Origin of the sequence: Roseateles sp., from assembly GCF_019237615.1 — a bacterium.
Classification (GTDB): Bacteria; Pseudomonadota; Gammaproteobacteria; order Burkholderiales; family Burkholderiaceae_C; genus Pelomonas.
This window is the reverse complement of the sequence record NZ_JAFAGT010000001.1, coordinates 166,444-185,057: the sequence shown is the minus strand read 5'-3', so window position 1 is coordinate 185,057 and position 18,614 is coordinate 166,444. Positions and strand designations below refer to the sequence as shown.

Here is an 18,614-nt window from a genome sequence, read left to right as displayed (position 1 = left end):
GATGCTGCGCATCGTGCCGAGCCAACAATGGCTGGGCGCGGATGACGATCCTGGCCAGCTTGTCGAGCGCCTGCTGCTGCTGGCCGAGCGCATGAGCCCCAAGCAACTGGCCACTTCCAAGCGCGCGCCCAAGGCGGAACAAGCCAGGGGCTATGTCGAAGGCTCCATTGCTCGCTCCCATGTCTCCACCGCCCGTGTGCTCAAACTAGCCCTCGGGAAAAGACCTTGAAAGGGATGGCTCTGAGGACTGCACCTCAGGCGGCCGGTGCCACCCCTCAGCCGCTGCCTGCGCCAGCGCACGCTCGAACGCGCCTCGGCCTAGCGTGTCGACGAAGACGCAACTCTTGCTGCGGCCGACGGGATCTATACCCGCGATCTGGTTGCCATTGCAGATTGCCGAGGGAACACAAGAATTGCGCTCTGATTAGCGGAGGGCGGCTCTGAAGCGGAAGCGGACCTCAGGGTGTTCACCCGCTGAGGCGGGACTCGTCGCCCACATGATGTTGGTCGCTCATAGCGTGGCCTACCTCCAGGCCTCACCAGGCATGATGCGCTTCATGAACTCGTCGAACATCGGGACGGTGAACGCCGTGTCGCCGTGACTGGTGTGGTCGCCCGCCCGGCGGGCGAAACCGGCACGCCAATGCGCTGCTTCCACGCCGCTTGCAGCCTGATGCGGTAACCAAGCCGGCCAGACTGACTCAGTCGTTCTGGCCGGCTTGGTGGGCAGCTGCTTCCGCACGCTCCCCCGCACTCAGCGAACCTAACGCGCGCCGAAGGCCGCTCGCACTCGGCGACTCAAGGTACAGACATTTCTTGTGGTGACGCTTGCAATGATCCTTGACGCGCCAGTAGGCGTCGTGGCTGATGCAACCGGTCTGGCAGATGACGAGGTCGGCCGCAGCCAGTTGCGGCTCCAGCTGCGCCGGTCGGTGCTCGCTGCCGCCATCGTGGTGCAGGAACTGCGCGCCACAGCCCTCCACGGCCTGCCGGTACTGCGGCACGCTGCCGCCGCGCCCGCCGACACAGAGCACCACGCGGTTCAGCAGCGTCACGGTCTCGGCCTCCTCCGGCGGCGCGGCCGGCTCGGCCCGGGACGGCTCGCCCGCCACGGGCGCCCGCACCGCAAGCCGGTTGAGCTCGCGCTGCAGCGTCTGGTTGCGCTCCACCTGCTCGGCCAGGCGCTCGCGCAAAGCCTCGCGCTCGGGCAGGTCCGGGCGGCTGCCCTGCCACAACTGCAGCAGCTCCTGCGCCTGCGCCAGCTGGGTCTGCAAGCCGATGTGCAGCGCCCGCTGCTGCATGCGCTCCTGCTCCCAGGCCTGCTGCTCGCGGGCGCGTTCCACGCTCCAGGCCGTCACGCGCTGCTGCACCTCGGCGTAGTCGCGCGCCAGCGCCTGGTGCTCGGCGACCAGTTCGCGGTGGCGGGCCAGGTCCACGCGCTGCGCGGCGCCGAGCTGATGCTGCAGCATGTGCACCTGGCCCAGCACGCGCATCTCCAGCCAGTCGTCGCAGCGCGCATGGGTCAGTGTCGCCCACAGCGCGCCGGCAACAGCCTCGCCCTGCACCGCGCGGGCACGCCACCAGCTCATCAGCGCGTCGCGGCACTTGGCCTGGCCGGCGCTGCGCAGGTCCGGCGCGAAGCGCTGCTCCAGATCCTTCTGCAAGGCCTCGGACACCGCGTTGCGGCGCGCGGCGGCCGTGACGAGGCTGCAGTGCAGCGTGTAGTCGTCCTCGTCGCCCTGCAGCTTCCTGGCAAGCTGGCGCACGCGCTCCAGCGGCACGCAGACGCCGACGACGGGGCAATGGGCATGGCTTCCCAGCTCCCACAGGCGGCGACGGCGCGAGCCCGGGGCGGGAGGGACGCTGGCATGCGCGGCGCAGCAGGTATCGGCCATGGCGGATCTCCATGCGAGGCGCGGGCGGGCGGCGGCTGGCTGGCGCGTTGGGGGCGGGGCGGCGTGGCCCCTACTTGGTCAGGATGAGCTTGCCCTGGGCCGTGACGCGCAGGCGGTAGACCTGCTGCTGGTGGACGATGAAGACCTCGCCACGCGGGCCGAGCAGCGTCGCGCTGTCGAGGTAACGGGCCTGGTTCTGTCCCGGGGGCTTGGGCGAGGGGGCGACGGGCAGCATGGCGTGACTGTAATGAGAATCATTCTCGATTGCAAGTCGCAAACGCCTGGAACCGAGGGCCGCGTCAGCCGTGCTGGCGCTGGCTTTCGTAGAGGCAGATAGCCGCCGCGGCGGCGACGTTCAGCGATTCCTCGCCGCCCGGCTGCGGGATGCCCACAGTCAACGCGCAGCGCGCCATCAGCGCGGGCGACACGCCCTGGCCCTCGTGGCCCATGACCCAGGCGCAGGGCGACGGCAGCGCGACGCGGTTCAGCACATGCTCGGTGTGCGAGCTGGTGGCGATCAGCGGCACCGCAAGCGCGGCAAGGTCGTCGGCCGCCAGGCCCTCGACGAGGCGCAGCCCGAAATGGGCGCCCTGCCCCGCACGCACGACCTTGGGGGACCACAGCGCCGCCGTGCCCTTCAGGGCCAGCACCTGGCGCACGCCGAAGGCCGCCGCGCTGCGCAGGATGGCGCCGACATTGCCTGCGTCCTGCAGCCGGTCCAGCACGACGCTGGCGGCGTCGGGGACGATGGCGGGCGCCACGGGCAGCGTCAGCTCGGCGCCGATCTGGGCCGGCGACTCCAGGCCGCTGAGGGCCTTGAACAGGGCCATGGGCACGACCAGCGCACGCGGCGCGGCCTCCGCCAGCGCGGCCAGGCGCGCGTCCTGCATCGCGGCCTCGGTCAGCACGACGAGCGACGGCGTCCAGCCGCGCTGCAGCGCCGCGCGCAGCAGGTGGTCGCCCTCGATCCAGACGCTGCCGGTCTTGCGGTAGCCGCCGGCGTCGGCCGTCAGCTTGCGCAGCCGCACGAGCGCGGGGTTGTCGCGCGAGGTGATGTGCTGGATCTGAGCGCTCATCGGAGGTTCTCCCGCACCGGCGCGAACGAGCGCCGGTGCCAGGGGCTGGCGCCATGCTCGCGCAGCGCGGCGAGGTGTTCGGGCGTGCCATAGCCCTTGTGCGTGGCAAAGCCGTACTGCGGATGGCTCTCGTGCATCTGCTGGCAGAACAGGTCGCGCGCCACCTTGGCGAGGATGCTGGCGGCCGAGATGGCCTGCACCGTGGCATCGCCCTTCACGATGGCCTCGGCCGGCATCGGCAGCACCGGCAGGCGGTTGCCGTCGACGCGCACCAGGGCGGGCTTGAGGCGCAGGCCGTTGACGGCACGCTGCATGGCCAGCATCGTGGCCTGCAGGATGTTGATGCGGTCGATCTCCTCGGTCGTCGCGTGGGCGATGCAGCAGCACAGCGCCTTGGCACGAATCTCGTCATACAGACGCGCGCGCCGGGCCGCCGTCAGCGCCTTGGAATCGGCCAGGCCAGCGATCGGCTGCAGGTCGTCGAGGATGACGGCCGCCGCGAACACCGGCCCCGCCAACGGCCCTCGGCCGGCCTCGTCCACGCCGGCGACGAGGCCGGGTGGCGTCCAGTCGAGCGCGCCCTGCTCAGGCGCCGATGAGCGTCGCAATGGCATCGCTGGCACGCCGCGCGGTGTCTTGCCGCAGCAGCTCGTGGAGTTGGATGAAGCGCTCGTGCAGGGCCGCGCAACGCGGCGCGTCGGCGAGCAGGCCCTCGGCCTCGCGGGCGAGGTTCTCGGGCGTGCAGTCCTGCTGGATGAGCTCAGGCACGACGAAGTCGCGCGCCAGGATGTTGGGCAGGCCCACCCAGGGCAGCAGGCCCCTACCCTTCATGCGCCACCAGTTCAGCGCATTCATGCGGTAGGCGACAACCATGGGCCGCTTGAACAGTGCCGCCTCCAGCGTGGCCGTGCCGCTGGCCACCAGCGTCAGGTCGCAGGCCGCCAGCGCCGCGTGGGACTGGCCGTCGACCAGCCGGATGTCGGCACCGCCCAGCATGGGCTCGACGAGGCCGCGCAGGCCCGGCACGATGGGCATCACGAAACGGCGGCCCGGCCCGGCAAGCAGCCGCGCCGCGCCGATCAGCGCCGGCGCGATGTAGTTGATCTCGCTGCGGCGACTGCCGGGCAGCAGCGCGATGACGGTGTCGCCTTCCGGCAGCGCCAGGGCCTCGCGGGCGGCGACGCGCGGCACGTCCATCGGGATGGCGTCGGCGAGCGGATGGCCCACGTAGGTCGCGCCTATGCCGGCCCGGTGCAGGATCTCGGGTTCGAACGGGAACAGGCACAGCACATGGTCGGCCGCGCGCCGGATGGTCTCGACGCGCTCGGGCCGCCAGGCCCAGATGGATGGGCAGACGAAGTGCACCGTCTTGATGCCCGCCTCGCGCAGCCGCGTCTCCAGGCCGAAGTTGAAGTCCGGCGCGTCTACGCCGATGAAGACGTCGGGGCGGCTTGAGATGAGGCGCGTGCCGAGTCGGCGGCGGATGGCCAGCAGCTCGCGCAGGTTCATCAGCACATCCACATAGCCGAACAGCGACAGCTTGCTGTGCGGCCACCAGGTCTCGAAGCCCTGGGCGATCATGCGCGGACCGCCTATGCCCTGCGAGGTCAGCGCCGGCCAGCGCGCGCGCAGGCCTTGCAGCAGCAGGCTGGCCAGCAGATCGCCGCTGGCCTCGCCGGCCACGAATCCGAAGCGTGGCGCGGATCCGGTCATTCAGCTCAGCGCACGATGCCGCGCGTGGAGGCGGCGAGGAAGGTCAGCATGTTGTCGATGTCGCCATCGGCGCCGCCGCCGTCCGTGCCGCGCAGCGCCGCGATGGCCGCCTTGGCCTCGTCCAGCGTGTGGCCGCTGCGGTAGAGCAGCTTGTAGATCTGGCGGATGACGGCGATGCGCTCGGCGCTGAAGTCCCGGCGCTTCAGGCCTACGACGTTGACCGCGCGCGCTGCCAGCGGGTTGCCGTCCACCGTCATGAAGGGTGGCACGTCCTGGGCCACATGGGCCTGGAAGCCGATCATCGCGTGATCGCCGATGCGCATGCGCTGCAGCACGCCAGTCAGGCCGCCGACGGTCACCCAGTCGCCCACCTGCACATGGCCGGCCAGCGTCGCGTTGTTGGCCAGCACGCAGTCGTTGCCGAGGACGACGTCATGGGCCAGGTGGCAGTAGGCCATGATCCAGTTGTCGTTGCCCACCGTCGTCTCGCCGCGGTCCTGCACCGTGCCGACGTTCAGCGTGCAGAACTCGCGGATGGTGTTGCGATCGCCGATGACCAGCGTCGTCGGCTCGCCGGCGTACTTCTTGTCCTGGTTGGCTGCGCCTATGGAGCTGAACTGGAAGAAGCGGTTGTCGCAGCCGATGGTCGTGTGGCCTTCGATGACGACGTGCGGGCCGATCTTGGTGCCGGCGCCGATCTTCACGTGCGGGCCGATCAGCGAGTACGCGCCGACCTCGACGCTGCTGTCAAGTTGCGCGCCGGGGTCGACGATGGCGGTGGGGTGGATGGCCATCTGAAGCGCGGGGTCAGGCCTCGATGCGGCGCATCGTGCACATCAGCTCGGCCTCGGCCGCGACCTGGTCGCCCACCAGGGCCCTGGCGGTGAACTTGTAGATGCCGGCCTTGGCGCGGCCCAGCGTCACTTCCAGCACGAGCTGGTCGCCGGGCTCCACCGGGCGCTTGAAACGCGCACCGTCGATGCCGGCGAAGTACACGACCGACTTCTCGTCCAGCACCATGTCCATGCTGCGCAGGGCCAGCAGCGTCGCGGCCTGGGCCAGCGCCTCGAGGATGAGCACGCCGGGCATCACCGGGCGGTGCGGGAAATGGCCGAGGAAGAAGGGCTCGTTGATGGAGACGTTCTTGATCGCACGGATGCGCTCGCCCTTGACCAGCTCGACAACGCGGTCCACCAGCAGGATGGGGTAGCGATGCGGCAGGCGCCTCAGGATCTCGTGGATGTCCATCGTCAGGGGTTGGATCTCGTCGTTCATTTCTTCTCCAGCGCGCGCACACGGTCGCGCAGGGTATGGAGCTGGCGCAGCGTTGCCGCGTTTTTCTGCCAGCTGGAATTTTCTTCGAAGGGGTGGGGGCCGCTGTAGACGCCCGGCTCGGTGATGCTGCGCGTGATCGTCGTCGCGGCCGAGATGTGCACGCCGTCCACCAGCGTCAGGTGACCGACGATGTTGGCCGCGCCACCTATGGTGCAGTTGGCGCCGATGCGCGTCGAGCCCGCAACCGCCGCGCAGCCGGCCATGGCCGTGTTGCGGCCGATGTGAACGTTGTGGGCGATCTGGATCAGGTTGTCCAGCTTCACGCCATCCTCGATGACGGTGTCGGCAAGCGCGCCGCGGTCGATGCAGGTGTTGGCGCCAATCTCGACGTCGTCGCCGATGGTCACGTTGCCCAACTGCTCGATCTTCACGTAGCCGTTCTTGCTCGGCGCGAAGCCGAAGCCGTCGGCGCCGATGACGACACCGCTGTGCATGATGCCGCGCGCGCCGATGCGGCAGCCATGGCCCAGCACGACGCGCGGCGCGAGCCTCGTGTGCTCGCCCACCGTCGCCCCGCGCTCCACGACGCTGTGCGCACCGATGCTGGCATGGTCGCCGATGACTGCACCGGCCTCGATGACGGCCAGCGGGCCGATGCTCACACCCTGCCCCAACCGGGCGTCCGGCGACACGATGGCGCTCGGATGCACGCCGGCCTCGGGCGTCGGACGCGTGCGCGCCGCCCACCATTGCGTGAGGCGCGCGAAGTACAGGTAGGGGTCGGGCGTGACGATGGCCGCGCCACGGGCCGCGGCCGCCTCGGCCAGGGCGGGCGCGACGATGACGCAGGCGGCCGCCGTCGTGGCGAGCTGCGCCTGGTAGCGCGGATTGGCGAGAAAGCTGATGCTCTGCGCGCCCGCCTCGTCCAGGGGCGCAATGCCGGCGATGCGGATTTCGGCGCCACCAAGCAAATCGCCGCCCAAGGCGGCGATCAGTTCGGAGAGCGCGACGGGCGTCGGGCTCATGTCGGACCGGCTTACTTCTGCGCGTTCAGCTGGTCGATCACCTTCTTGGTGATGTCGACGCGGGCGCTGAAGTGGATGGCGTCCTGCAGGATCAGGTCGTACTTCTCGGCGTCGAAGATCTGCTTGATCACGCGGTTGGCCTTGTCGACCACGGCGGACAGTTCTTCCTGCTTGCGCTGGTTCAGGTCTTCCTGCCATTCGCGGCGCTTGCGCTGCAGGTCGCGTTCCTGCTCGACCACGTCACGCTGGCGACGGTTGCGCTCGTTCTCGGACAGCGTCGGCGCGTCCTTCTCCAGTTTCTCGGCGGCACCGCGCAGCTTCGTTTCCAGGTCGCGCAGATCCTTCTCGCGCTTGCCGAACTCGGCTTCCAGCTTGGCTTGTGCGGTCTTGGCCAGGTTGGCCTCGCGCAGCACCCGCTCGCTGTTGACGTAGCCGATCTTCAGTTCCTGGGCTTGCACGGCCGAGGCGGCCACCATCATCGAAGCGGCCAGAGCCACCGATTGCAAGAGCTTGCTCATCATCAGAATGCAGTCCCGATCTGGAATTGGAATTTCTCGATTCTATCCGTGCGTTGCTTGCGGATAGGTTGGCCATAGCTGAGGCGCAGCGGCCCCATCGGGGAGATCCAGGACAGGCCCAGACCCGCCGACGCACGGATGCTGTCGAACTGGAGCTTCTCCTTCTCGCCCCAGACGTTGCCGGCGTCCATGAAACCGAAGATGCGGAAGCTCTTGTCGTTGCCGCTGCCGGGCACCGGCAGATAGAGCTCGGCATTGACGTTGACGCGACGGTTGCCGCCGCTGTAGGAGCCGGTCACGTCGACCGGACCCAGCGAGCCGGCCTCGAAGACCCGCACCGAGCCCAGGCCGCCACCGTAGAAGTTCTTGAAGATCGGGTAGGGCTTGCCGCCCAGGCCCACGCCCCAGCCCAGTTCGCTGTTGAGGCCCAGCGTGATCTTGTTGGTGATCTCGAAGTACTGCTGGTACTGCAGGTTGGCGCGCGCGTACTGCGCGTCCCCGATGACGCTGGCCTCGACGTTGACGCGCTGGTAGCGCCCCCTCATCGGCGTGATGACGCTGTCGCGGCTGTCGCGCTGCCAGCCTATGGTCAGCGGCACGGAGTTGCTGCGCTGGCCGAACTGGTTGGCGAACAGGAAGTAGCTGTTGGGCAGGCCCTTGGACGTCGTGATGCTGGTCTGCTCGTAGCCGACGCCGAAGAAGACGGTGTCGACCTCGGAGAAGGGCACGCCGAAGCGGATCGCTCCGCCCTTGGTGATGTACTGGTACTCCTCACCCAGCGTGTTGATCGGCTTGGTGGTGCGGTAGAACACGTCGATGGCGCGCGACACGCCGTCCACCGTGAAGTACGGGTCCACGGTGCTGACCTGCAGCTGGCGGCCGGTGCTTGCCGTGGCCACGTCGATGCCGAGGTAGTTGCCCGAGCCGAAGACGTTGTCCTGGCGGATGGAGCCGGTGAAGGACAGCTTGGTCTGGCTGGAATAGCCGGCGCCGACCGTGATGGCGCCGGTGGGACGCTCGACGACGGTCAGGATCACGTCGACCTGGTCCTGTGCGCCCGGCACCTCCTGGGTGTCGATGGTGACTTCCTTGTCCTTGAAGTAGCCCAGGCGCTCGACGCGGTCGCGCGAAGCCTTGATCTTCTGGCCGTCGTACCACGCCGCCTCGAACTGGCGGAACTCGCGGCGGATGACCTCATCGCGCGTGCGCGAGTTGCCCGACAGGATGACCTTGCGCACGTAGACGCGGCGCTGCGGCTCGGCGACGAAGGTGACGACCACCTGGCCGGTCTCGCGGTTGATCTCGGGCTTGCTGTCCACCCGCGCGAAAGCGTAGCCATAGGTGCCGAACAGATCGCTGAAGGCGCGCGTCGTCGTCGCGACGGCCTCGCCCTGGTAGGGCTGGCCGGGCTTGAGGTAGACGAGGTGCTTGAAGTCCTCCTCGCGGCCCAGGTAGTCGCCTTCGAGCTTGATGCCCGTGACCGTGTAGGGCTGGCCCTCGCTGACGGTGATGGCGATGCTGATGCTCTGCTTGTCCGGCGAGATCGTCACCTGCGTGGAGGTGACGTTGAACTCCAGATAGCCGCGGTTCAGGTAGTAGCTGCGGATGGTTTCCAGGTCCGCGTTCAGCTTGGCGCGTGAGTAGCGGTCGGTCTTGGTGTACCAGGTCAGCCAGCCGGTCGTGGTCTGCTCCAGCAGGCCCAGCAGCGTGCTCTCGGAGAACACCTTGCTGCCCAGGATGCGGATCTCGGCGATCTTGGCTGGCTCGCCCTCGGTCACGTTGAAACTGACGTTGACGCGGTTGCGCTCGATCGGCGTGATCGTCGTCGTCACCTCGGCGCCGTAGAGACTGCGCGTCAGGTACTGGCGCTTGAGCTCCTGCTCGGCGCGGTCGGCCAGCGCCTTGTCGAAGGGCTTGCCTTCGCCGATGCCGACATCCTTCAGCGACTTGGTCAGCGCCTCGGTGTCGAACTCCTTCAGGCCGGCGAAGTTGACGTTGGCGATGATGGGGCGCTCGTCGATGATGACGACGACGGCGCTGCCGTCGATGCTGATGCGCACGTCCTTGAACAGGCCGGTGGCAAACAGCGCGCGCAGCGCAGCTGCGCCCTTCTCATCGTTGTAGGTGTCGCCGATGCGGAAGGGCAGCGACGCGAACACGGTGCCCGGGTCGGTGCGCTGCAGGCCTTCGACACGGATGTCCTTCAGGACAAACGGATCGACCGCCCAGGCGGCGCCCGACTGGAACATCCCCACGAGAGCCAAAGCCAGGAGTGAGGGGCGACGCTTCGCTCCCGAACTGAAAGAAAAGGACATGGGGAACGGGGAGTTTCAGTGCCAACCCGCGAAGCGGGCGACGTCGTTGGAAAGGGCCAAGGCCATCATCAGCATCAGGATCAGCGCACCAGCGCGCTGCAGTTGCCGTTGCCACCATTCGGAGACGGGGCGGCCACTCAGACCCTCGAAAAGATGATACATGAGGTGCCCGCCGTCCAGCATCGGCAGCGGCAGCAGGTTCAGCACCGCGAGGCTGAGCGAGATCTTGGCGAGGAAGTCCAGATAGGGTGCGAGGCCGGCCCGGGCCGACTGGCCGGCGTAGTCGGCGATGGTCAGTGGGCCGCTGAGGTTCTTGAGCGAGGCCTCGCCGACCAGCATGCGGCCCAGCAGCCGCACGGTCGTGGCCGCCATGTCCCAGCTCTGCTCGACGCCACGCCACAGGCCGTCGACCAGCCCATAGCTGACGAACACGCGCTCGGGCGGCGCGCCGACAACGATCTCCAGCTTCGCGACGCGCTGCCCGGCGTCGTCGGCCAGCCGCGGCGTGACCAGCAGTTCGACGGCCTGGCCACCGCGATCGACGCGCCAGGCCATCGTGCGCGGCCGCTCGCCGTCATGGGCGCGGCGGATGGCGTCGCGCAGGAAGCCGGCGTCGGGTACGGGCTGGCCGTCGATGGACAGCACACGGTCGCCCGCCTGCAGGCCGGCCGCCGCGCCTGCGCCGCCGGCGCCGACCTGGCGGAGCAGCGGCTCGGCCAGCGGCGCCAGGCCGATTTCGTTGAACAGGCTGGCATCCGGCGCCCGGCCGGCCAGGCGTTCGGTCTCCAGGTGGACGCTGCGCGAGCCATGGCCCTGGGCGCCGGTGACCGACAGCTGCAGCGGCTCGCCCAGCGCCTGGGCGCGCACGATGGCGGACTGCAGCTCGGGCAGGGAGGCCACGTCCTGCCATTGCTGGCCGTCGGACGATGTGGCGCGCACCCAGTCGCCGGCATGCAGGCCGGCGCGTTCGGCCAGGGAGCCCGCCGGCGGCGTGCCGAGCACGGCCTTGGGCACCTCGCTGCCCAGCCAGGCCACGGCTGCGAACAGCAGCACGGCCAGCACCCAGTTGGCCGCCGGGCCGGCAGCGACGATGGCCGCACGCTGGCGCAGCGGGCGCTGGTTGAAGGCCTGCTCACGCTCCTGCGGCGCGACGGCGCCGTCGCGCTCGTCCAGCATGCGCACATAGCCGCCCAGCGGCAGCGCACTCAACGTGAATTCGGTGCCATCGCGGCCGACGCGGCGCCACAGCACGCGGCCGAAGCCGATGGAAAAGCGCAGCACCTTGACGCCGCAGGCCCGCGCGACGCGGTAGTGGCCCCATTCGTGGACCGCGATCAGCAGGGCCAGCGCGGCAAGGAAGGCGATCAGGGTGGTCACAGCAGTCGGGTCGCGTGGGCGCGGGCGCGGGCGTCAAGATCCAGCAGCGCCTCGATGCTGGCGCAGTCACCGGGCTGAACGTCGGCCAGGCATTGCGAGTTGACCGCGTGGATGCGGTCGAAGCGCAGACGGCCGTTCAGGAAGGCGTCGACGGCGATCTCGTTGGCTGCGTTCAGCACCGTGGTGCTGCCCTCGGGAGCCTTGAGCGCCTGCCAGGACAGGTGCAGACCGGGGAAGCGCACGGCGTCCGCCTCCTCGAACGAGAGGCTGGGCGTCGTCAGCAGGTCCAGCCGGCCGGCGCCCGAGGTGATGCGCTCGGGGAAGGACAGGCCATAGGCGATGGGTACGCGCATGTCCGGCGTGCCGAGCTGGGCCAGCACCGACTGGTCGCGGCAGACCACCATCGAGTGGATGATGCTCTGCGGATGGATCAGCACCCGGATCTGCTCGGGAGCAAGGTTGAACAGCCAGCGCGCCTCGATGACCTCCAGCGCTTTTTTCATCATCGTGGCCGAGTCCACCGAGATCTTGCGACCCATGACCCAGTTGGGGTGGGCGCAGGCCTGGTCGGGCGTCACGTCGGCCAGCGTCTTCGGGTCGCGGCTGCGGAAGGGACCGCCGGAGGCGGTCAAGACGATGTGGTCGATGCGCTCGTGCCAGGTGGCACGGTCCTCCGGCAGGCATTGGAAGATGGCCGAATGCTCGCTGTCTATGGGCAGCAGCGTGGCGCCGCCCTGCTCCACCGCGGCCATGAAGAGCGCGCCGCCGACGACGATGGCCTCCTTGTTGGCCAGCAGCAGGCGCTTGCCGGCCCGGGCCGCGGCGATGGCCGGCGCGAGGCCGGCGGCGCCGACGATGGCGGCCATGACGGTGTCGACGTCCGGGTGGGCTGCGATGTCAGCCAGAGCTGCGGCGCCGTCCAGCACCTCGGTCGGGCTGCCGGCCTCACGCAGCCGCGTGCGCAGTTCGGCGGCTGCCCCGCGCAGGGGCATGACGGCGAAGCGCGGCTTCCAGGTCAGGCATTGCTGCAGCAATTCGTCGACGCGACTCATCGCGCTCAGCGCGACGACCTCGTAGCGATCGGGATGGCGGGCGATGACGTCCAGCGTGTTGACGCCGATGGAGCCGGTGGATCCCAGCACGCAGACGCGTTGGCGGCGGTTCATAGGCTGATCAGGGCAAGGGCCAGCGGGAACACCGGCAGCAGCGCGTCGATGCGGTCCAGCACACCGCCATGGCCGGGCAGCAGTCCGCTGCTGTCCTTGGCGCCGGCGGCGCGCTTGACGAGGGACTCGAACAGGTCGCCGACGACGCTCATCGCGGCCAGGAAGACCAGGGCCAGCAGGGACACCCAGCCGTGGCGCTGCACCAGCAGCGTGTAGAGGCTGGGCGAATCCACGGCCAGCTTCACGTCGATGACATGCACCCAGGTGAAGCCCAGCAGGATGACGCCGGCCAGGCCGCTCCAGACGCCCTCCCAGCTCTTGCCCGGGCTGATGGCCGGCGCGAGCTTGCGCCGACCGAAGGCGCGGCCGCCGAAGTAGGCGGCGATGTCCGCCATCCAGACGAGGCAGAACACCGACAGGATGAAGTTGATGCCATGCACCTTGGCCTGGGCAATGGCGAGCCAGGCGCCCCACAGCAGCAAGGCGCCGAGCACCAGCCGGGTTCCGCGCGCGATGCGCGGCCAACCAGCCGGGCCGCCGCGCAGCGCGAAGGCGCCGCCCAGCACCCAGACGAGGCTGGCCAGGGACCAGATCCAGGCCGGCGGCGCATCCAGGCCGCCGATCAGCAGCGTCCAGACGCAGGCCAGCGCCAGCGCCACGCCGGCCGCCAGGGCACCTGTGCCCGGCAGGCCATTGAGCCGCGCCCATTCCCAGCCGGCCGCCCCCATCAGGGCGACGGTCACCCAGGCGAAGGGCCAGGGCGAGGCCTGGAAGAGCACCGGCAGCAGGACGGCCAGCAGCACGACGGCGGTGATGACGCGGGTCTTCAGCATGAGGGGATCCGGTTCAGGCCGCGGCGGCCGCTTCCTTGACGCCGCCGAAGCGGCGGTCGCGCTCATGGAAGGCGGCGATGGCCGCATCCAGCTCGCGGTCGCCGAACTCCGGCCACAGGCAGTCGGAGAACACGAACTCGGTGTAGGCCGCCTGCCAGAGCAGGAAGTTGCTGATGCGCACCTCGCCGCCGGTGCGGATGAAGAGGTCAGGGTCGGGCGCGTAGGCCATGGCCATGAACTCCGTCAGCCGGGCCTCGGTCAGCTCCTCGGGCGTCACACCGGCAGCCATGGCCTTGCGGCAGGCCTGCACGATGTCCCAGCGACCGCCGTAGTTGAAGGCGACGTTGAGTGTCAGCTTGCTGTTGTGGGCGGTGCTGGTCTCGGCCTCGTTCCAGGCATTGCGCAGCTTGTCGGACACCGCATCGCGGTCGCCGACGATGCGGATGCGCACGCCCATTGCACCCATCTTGGCAAGATAGCGGCTGACGGCGGCCAGCACCAGGCCCATCAGGCCCGAAACCTCGTCGCTGGGGCGCTTCCAGTTCTCGCTGGAAAAGGCGAATACGGTCAGGTGCTCGATGTCGCGGTCTATGCAGGCCTGCACGACCTTGACCAGCGTGTCCACGCCCGCCTTGTGGCCGAAGAAGCGCGGCAGGAAGCGCTTCTTGGCCCAGCGGCCATTGCCATCCATGACGATGGCCACATGGCGCGGCGGCGCGGGGCGTTCTCGCGACACGGTGAGGACCGCGCTCAAACCGCCAGGATCTCGGCTTCCTTGGCCGAGATCAGCTTGTCGATCTCGGCGATCACGCGGTCGGTGAGCTTCTGCACTTCGTCGAGGCTGCGACGCTCATCGTCCTCGCCGATTTCCTTGTCCTTGAGCAGCTTCTTGGCCTGCTCGTTGGCGTCGCGGCGCAGGTTGCGCACGGCCACCTTGGAATCCTCGCCGGCATTGCGCACGACCTTGGTCAGGTCCTTGCGGCGCTCCTCGGTCAGCGGAGGCATGGGCACGCGGATCAGGTCACCCTGCGAGGCCGGGTTCAGGCCAAGGTCGCTCTCGCGGATGGCCTTCTCGATCTTGGCACCCATGCCCTTCTCCCAGGGCTGGACGGAGATGGTGCGGGCATCCAGCAACGTGACGTTGGCCACCTGCGAGATGGGCACCATGGAGCCGTAGTAGTCGACGCTGACCTGATCGAGGATGCCGGGGTGGGCGCGGCCGGTGCGAATCTTGTGCAGTTCGCCCTTCAGCGACTCGACGGACTTGGCCATCTTGGCTTCGGCGTTCTTCTTGATGTCTGCAGTGCTCATGATCTCTGTCGTCTCGGTTGGTTCGTCTTCAAACGTGGACCAGCGTGCCCTCGTCCTCGCCCTGCACGACGCGCTTCAGCGCGCCGGGCTTGAAGATGCTGAAGACCTTGATCGGCAGCTTCTGGTCGCGGCACAGCGCGAACGCAGCGCCGTCCATCACCTGCAGATTGCGGGTGATGGCCTCGTCGAAGCTGATGCGCGAGTAGCGCGTCGCCTCGGGGTTCTTCTTGGGGTCGGCGGAGTAGACGCCGTCGACCTTGGTGGCCTTCAGCACGATCTCGGCGCCGATCTCGGCGCCACGCAGCGCGGCGGCAGTGTCGGTCGTGAAGAAGGGGTTGCCGGTGCCGGCCGCGAAGACGACGACCTTGCCCTCCTCGAGGTACTGCAGCGCCTTGGGGCGCACGTAAGGCTCGACCACCTGCTCGATGGCGATGGCCGACATCACGCGCGCCGTCATGCCTTCCTGGCGCATCGTGTCCGCCAGGGCCAGCGAGTTCATCACCGTGGCCAGCATGCCCATGTAGTCGGCCGTCGCGCGGTCCATGCCGACCGAGCCGCCGGCCACGCCGCGGAAGATGTTGCCGCCGCCGATGACGACCGCCACCTCGATGCCCAGCTGCGTCACTTCGCGAATTTCCTGCACCATGCGTACGATGGTCGCGCGGTTGATGCCATAGGCGTCGTCGCCCATCAGGGCCTCGCCGGAGAGTTTGAGCAGGATGCGCTTGTACGCGGGCATGGTGTCCTCAGTGAATGGGGGCCGCTGATGGCCCAGAAGTTTAAAGGGCGCCAACTTGGCGCCCTTTCATTTCGCAAGAGTCTTTACTGACCCTTTGCAGCCGCCACCTGGGCCGCCACTTCGGCCGCGAAGTCGTCGACCTTCTTCTCGATGCCCTCGCCCACGACGTAGAGCGTGAAGCCCTTGACCGTCGTGTTGACCGACTTCAGGTGGGCGCCCACGGTTTGCTTGCCGTCAGCAGCCTTCACGAAGACCTGGTCCAGCAGGCTGACTTCCTTCAGGAACTTCTGCACCGAACCCTCGACCATCTTGGCGACGATGTCGGCCGGCTTGCCGGACTCGGCAGCCTTCTCGGTGGCGATCTTGCGCTCCTTCTCGACCAGTTCGGCCGAGACGTCGGCGCCCGACAGGGCGGCCGGCTTCATGGCGGCGATGTGCATGGCCACGTCCTTGGCGGCGACGTCGTCACCTTCGAACTCGACGACCACGCCGATGCGAGTGCCGTGCAGGTAGGTGGCCAGCTTGCTGCCGACGTAGCGCTGGAAGCGGCGGATCGTCATGTTCTCGCCGATCTTGCCGATCAAGCCCTTGCGCACGTCTTCCACGGTCGGGCCGAAGCCTTCCTGCGACAGCGGCAGGGCCGACAGCGCGGCCACGTCGGCCGGGTTGTTCTCGGCGACCAGACCGGCCAGCGCGCCGACGAAGGCCAGGAATGCGTCGTTCTTCGAGACGAAGTCGGTCTCGCAGTTCACTTCGATCATGGCGCCATTGCCGTTCACGACGGCAGCGGCCACCACACCCTCGGCGGTAATGCGCGAGGCGGCCTTGCCGGCCTTGTTGCCCAGCTTGACGCGCAGGATCTCCTCAGCGCGGGCCAGATCGCCGTCAGCCTCGGTCAGCGCCTTCTTGCACTCCATCATCGGGGCGTCGGTGCGGGCGCGCAGTTCGCCCACCATGCTTGCGGTGATAGCAGCCATTTCTCTTCTCCAGATCTCGTTTAGAAAAAGGGGCCGTGACGGCCCCTTTCAATGCAGGATGGAAGGGGCTTTAGGCCTCTTCGGAAACCTCGACGAACTCGTCGCCAGCGGGGGCAACGGCAGCCAGCACGTCATTCGTGGCGTTGGCCTTGCCTTCCAGCACGGCATCGGCAACGGCGCGGGCATACAGGGCCACAGCCTTGGCGGAGTCGTCGTTACCGGGGATGACGTAGTCGATGCCCTCGGGCGAGTGGTTGGTGTCCACCACGCCGATGACGGGAATGCCCAGCTTCTTGGCTTCGGCCACGGCGATCTTGTGATAGCCGACGTCGATGACGAAGATGGCGTCGGGCAGTGCGGTCATGTCCTGGATGCCGCCGATGTTCTTTTCCAGCTTCGCGATATCGCGCTGGAACAGCAGGGCTTCCTTCTTGATCGCGGGCTGGGTGCCAGCCTCGACCTGGGCCTGCATGTCCTTCAGGTTCTTCAGCGAGGTCTTGACCGTCTTGAAGTTGGTCATCATGCCGCCCAGCCAACGCGAGTCGACGTAGGGCATGCCGGCGCGCTGGGCTTCGGCGGCGATGAACTCACGGGCCTGACGCTTCGTGCCGATCATCAGGATCGTGCCGCGCTTGGCAGCCAGCGAGCGCACGAACTTCATCGCATCGTTGAACGCGGGCAGCGTCTTCTCGAGGTTGATGATGTGGATCTTGTTGCGATGGCCGTAGATATACGGGGCCATCTTGGGATTCCAGAAGCGGGTTTGGTGACCGAAATGGACGCCGGCTTCCAGCATCTCGCGCATCGTGACAGACATGGGTCTTACTCCGAAGGTTGTGTCTAAAATCCGGCCCGAATTGCGTTGCAGCATCTGGAAACCGCTGTTTCCCGAGGCCGCAAACCACAACACCTTTGCGTGGCCGGTTTGCGATTTGTTGCGACGAGGGGGCGTCGAAGGCACTTGGCCCCGGGGTGATCCCCACCCATCACAACCGTTTTTGCCGTCAACCAAGCAGCTCCAAGAGCCACTGCCTCCGGCAAAACCCGCAGAGTATACACAACCCATGCCCCTCTCTTGCCGACACCGCGCCGACGCGGTCGCCAGCCCGTTCTTCGCGACTGCCCGCCAGGTGCCCGCGTGAGCCGCAGCATCGCGGTGGTTGGCGCCGGCCTCGCGGGCGTCACGACGGCCTACGAACTGGCCGCACTGGGCTTTCAGGTGCAGGTCTTCGAGCGCGGCGGCAGCGTGGCCGAACAGGCCAGTTTCGCCAGCAGCGCCCTGCTCTCACCCTTCCTGCCCGGCCTGGCCGACGCCAGCGCGCCGGCACCCCTGGGCTTTCGCCTGCGCCGCTGGCGCGCCGGCCGCAAGGGCGGTGACGACGCCGTGAGCCAGCTCGCCGCGCTGAGTCGCCTGAGCCTGGCACGCACCACGGAGTTGCGCCACGAACTGGGGCTGGACGATGAGGCGAGCGACGGCCTGCTCATCGCACTGGCCGACGCAAAGCGCACGGCAGCCGCAGAAGCCCTCCTGGAAGGCTGGCAGGCCCTGGGCCTGCAGGTCGAGCTCATCGAGGCAGGCGAAGCCCGCCTGCGCGAGCCGGGCCTGAACGCCGACGCCCCGCTGTCCGCCGCGCTGGCGCTGGCCCATGGCGGCGCGGGCAATGCCCGCCTCTTCGCCCAGCAGCTGCGCCTGCAGGCGCAGCGCCTGGGGGCCGGCTTCCGCTTCCATACGACGGTACGCGCCATCGCGGCAGACGGCGCCGGCCTCATGCTGCGCCACGAGTACACGCCGCCCGCCGAGGCACCGACGCGCAGCGCCGAGCGCGAGGCCGGCGACACGCTTCCCCAGCCTCTCGGCCCGCAGGACGAACGATTCGATGCCGCCGTGCTCTGCAACGGCCTGGACGCCCCGACCCTTCTGGGCGAGCGCCTGCCGCTGTCGGCCCAGCACGAGGCCTCCGTCACGGCGCCGCTGCGACTCGTGGAGGGCTACCCCGACCTGGGCCCCAAGGCCGGCTGGGTAGACCCGTCCCGCGACCTCAGCGTGGCGCGCGCGGGCCAGCGCGTGCGTGTGAGCGGCGGCCTCACGGTCACCGACGCACGCGCCCGCGTCAACCCCGACTACGAAGCCTTGCACCGCGGCCTGCAGCATTGGTTTCCCGGCTCGGTGCTGCACCAGCAGGTGCAGCAGGGCCAGGCCCGCCGCGCGATGAGCGCCGACGGCCTGCCGCTGCTGGGCGCCAGTGGCCGCCCGGGCCTGTGGCTCAACCTCTCGCTGGGTGGCCAGGGCTGGGGCCTGACCTGCGGCAGCGCCCAGGTCCTGGCCCAACTGATCGCCGGCCAGGCGCCGGCCGTGGACATCGCCGCGCTGGGCCCGCAACGGCTCTAAGCTCC

Annotated in this window: 19 protein-coding genes and 1 pseudogene; 2 read left to right on the top strand and 18 right to left on the bottom strand. The window is 68.7% G+C overall.

Annotation, left to right across the window (positions count from 1 at the left end; translation table 11 throughout):
- A pseudogene (locus JOY88_RS00905) lies at positions 1-229 on the top strand (hypothetical protein); the annotation flags it as partial.
- 472 nt (positions 230-701) lie between these two features.
- On the opposite strand, the gene JOY88_RS00900 reads toward JOY88_RS00905, so the two are convergent.
- The 18 genes from JOY88_RS00900 to rpsB all read right to left on the bottom strand — a co-directional run bounded on the left by JOY88_RS00900 (position 702) and on the right by rpsB (position 17,037).
- Positions 702-1,895 (bottom strand): DUF2325 domain-containing protein, encoded by a 1,194-nt coding sequence (locus JOY88_RS00900; RefSeq protein ID WP_293499510.1) that lies wholly within the window; start codon positions 1,893-1,895, stop codon positions 702-704.
- Positions 1,896-1,965: 70 nt separating this feature from the next.
- Positions 1,966-2,130 carry a hemin uptake protein HemP gene (gene hemP / locus JOY88_RS00895; RefSeq protein ID WP_293499509.1) on the bottom strand — a complete coding sequence of 55 codons (165 nt, stop codon included), beginning with the start codon at positions 2,128-2,130 and terminating at the stop codon, positions 1,966-1,968.
- 64 nt (positions 2,131-2,194) lie between these two features.
- Entirely contained in the window at positions 2,195-2,971 is a 777-nt protein-coding gene (locus tag JOY88_RS00890; protein ID WP_293499508.1) for a TrmH family RNA methyltransferase, read from the bottom strand.
- Positions 2,968-3,585: a ribonuclease HII gene (rnhB, locus tag JOY88_RS00885; RefSeq protein WP_524539169.1), complete on the bottom strand. Its 618-nt coding sequence runs from the start codon at positions 3,583-3,585 to the stop codon at positions 2,968-2,970. The genes JOY88_RS00890 and rnhB overlap by 4 nt, the downstream gene beginning before the upstream one ends.
- The gene (lpxB, locus tag JOY88_RS00880; protein ID WP_293499507.1) at positions 3,557-4,684 is read right to left on the bottom strand and encodes a lipid-A-disaccharide synthase; all 1,128 of its coding nucleotides are present in this window, start codon (positions 4,682-4,684) and stop codon (positions 3,557-3,559) included. Before lpxB ends, rnhB begins: the two co-directional genes overlap by 29 nt.
- A 5-nt stretch (positions 4,685-4,689) precedes the next feature.
- Positions 4,690-5,478, bottom strand: a complete 789-nt coding sequence (lpxA, locus tag JOY88_RS00875) for an acyl-ACP--UDP-N-acetylglucosamine O-acyltransferase (RefSeq protein WP_293499506.1) — start codon at positions 5,476-5,478, stop codon at positions 4,690-4,692.
- 13 nt (positions 5,479-5,491) lie between these two features.
- Positions 5,492-5,959 carry a 3-hydroxyacyl-ACP dehydratase FabZ gene (fabZ, locus tag JOY88_RS00870; protein WP_293499505.1) on the bottom strand — a complete coding sequence of 156 codons (468 nt, stop codon included), beginning with the start codon at positions 5,957-5,959 and terminating at the stop codon, positions 5,492-5,494.
- A complete protein-coding gene (gene lpxD / locus JOY88_RS00865) occupies positions 5,956-6,984 on the bottom strand; it encodes a UDP-3-O-(3-hydroxymyristoyl)glucosamine N-acyltransferase (RefSeq protein ID WP_293499504.1) in 1,029 nt (342 codons plus the stop codon). Before lpxD ends, fabZ begins: the two co-directional genes overlap by 4 nt.
- An 11-nt stretch (positions 6,985-6,995) precedes the next feature.
- Positions 6,996-7,502, bottom strand: a complete 507-nt coding sequence (locus JOY88_RS00860; RefSeq protein ID WP_293499503.1) for an OmpH/Skp family outer membrane protein — start codon at positions 7,500-7,502, stop codon at positions 6,996-6,998.
- Between the two features lie 2 nt (positions 7,503-7,504).
- Entirely contained in the window at positions 7,505-9,751 is a 2,247-nt protein-coding gene (gene bamA, locus JOY88_RS00855) for an outer membrane protein assembly factor BamA (protein ID WP_293499502.1), read from the bottom strand.
- Positions 9,752-9,832: 81 nt separating this feature from the next.
- Positions 9,833-11,194 (bottom strand): RIP metalloprotease RseP, encoded by a 1,362-nt coding sequence (gene rseP / locus JOY88_RS00850; RefSeq protein ID WP_293499501.1) that lies wholly within the window; start codon positions 11,192-11,194, stop codon positions 9,833-9,835.
- Complete coding sequence (ispC, locus tag JOY88_RS00845) at positions 11,191-12,360, bottom strand: 1-deoxy-D-xylulose-5-phosphate reductoisomerase (protein ID WP_293499500.1); 1,170 nt, start codon at positions 12,358-12,360, stop codon at positions 11,191-11,193. The genes rseP and ispC overlap by 4 nt, the downstream gene beginning before the upstream one ends.
- Positions 12,357-13,193, bottom strand: coding sequence for a phosphatidate cytidylyltransferase (locus JOY88_RS00840; protein WP_293499499.1), 837 nt, complete (start codon positions 13,191-13,193; stop codon positions 12,357-12,359). The genes ispC and JOY88_RS00840 overlap by 4 nt, the downstream gene beginning before the upstream one ends.
- A gap of 13 nt (positions 13,194-13,206) precedes the next feature.
- Positions 13,207-13,947 (bottom strand): polyprenyl diphosphate synthase, encoded by a 741-nt coding sequence (gene uppS / locus JOY88_RS00835; protein WP_293499498.1) that lies wholly within the window; start codon positions 13,945-13,947, stop codon positions 13,207-13,209.
- Positions 13,944-14,504 carry a ribosome recycling factor gene (gene frr, locus JOY88_RS00830; RefSeq protein ID WP_293499497.1) on the bottom strand — a complete coding sequence of 187 codons (561 nt, stop codon included), beginning with the start codon at positions 14,502-14,504 and terminating at the stop codon, positions 13,944-13,946. Before frr ends, uppS begins: the two co-directional genes overlap by 4 nt.
- 28 nt (positions 14,505-14,532) lie before the next feature.
- Entirely contained in the window at positions 14,533-15,243 is a 711-nt protein-coding gene (pyrH, locus tag JOY88_RS00825; protein WP_293499496.1) for a UMP kinase, read from the bottom strand.
- A gap of 83 nt (positions 15,244-15,326) precedes the next feature.
- Entirely contained in the window at positions 15,327-16,220 is an 894-nt protein-coding gene (gene tsf / locus JOY88_RS00820; RefSeq protein WP_293499495.1) for a translation elongation factor Ts, read from the bottom strand.
- 70 nt (positions 16,221-16,290) lie between these two features.
- Positions 16,291-17,037, bottom strand: a complete 747-nt coding sequence (gene rpsB / locus JOY88_RS00815; RefSeq protein WP_293499493.1) for a 30S ribosomal protein S2 — start codon at positions 17,035-17,037, stop codon at positions 16,291-16,293.
- A gap of 321 nt (positions 17,038-17,358) precedes the next feature.
- Between rpsB and JOY88_RS00810 the strand changes: the two genes are divergently transcribed.
- Positions 17,359-18,609 (top strand): NAD(P)/FAD-dependent oxidoreductase, encoded by a 1,251-nt coding sequence (locus tag JOY88_RS00810; RefSeq protein ID WP_293499491.1) that lies wholly within the window; start codon positions 17,359-17,361, stop codon positions 18,607-18,609.
- Positions 18,610-18,614: the final 5 nt, after the last annotated feature.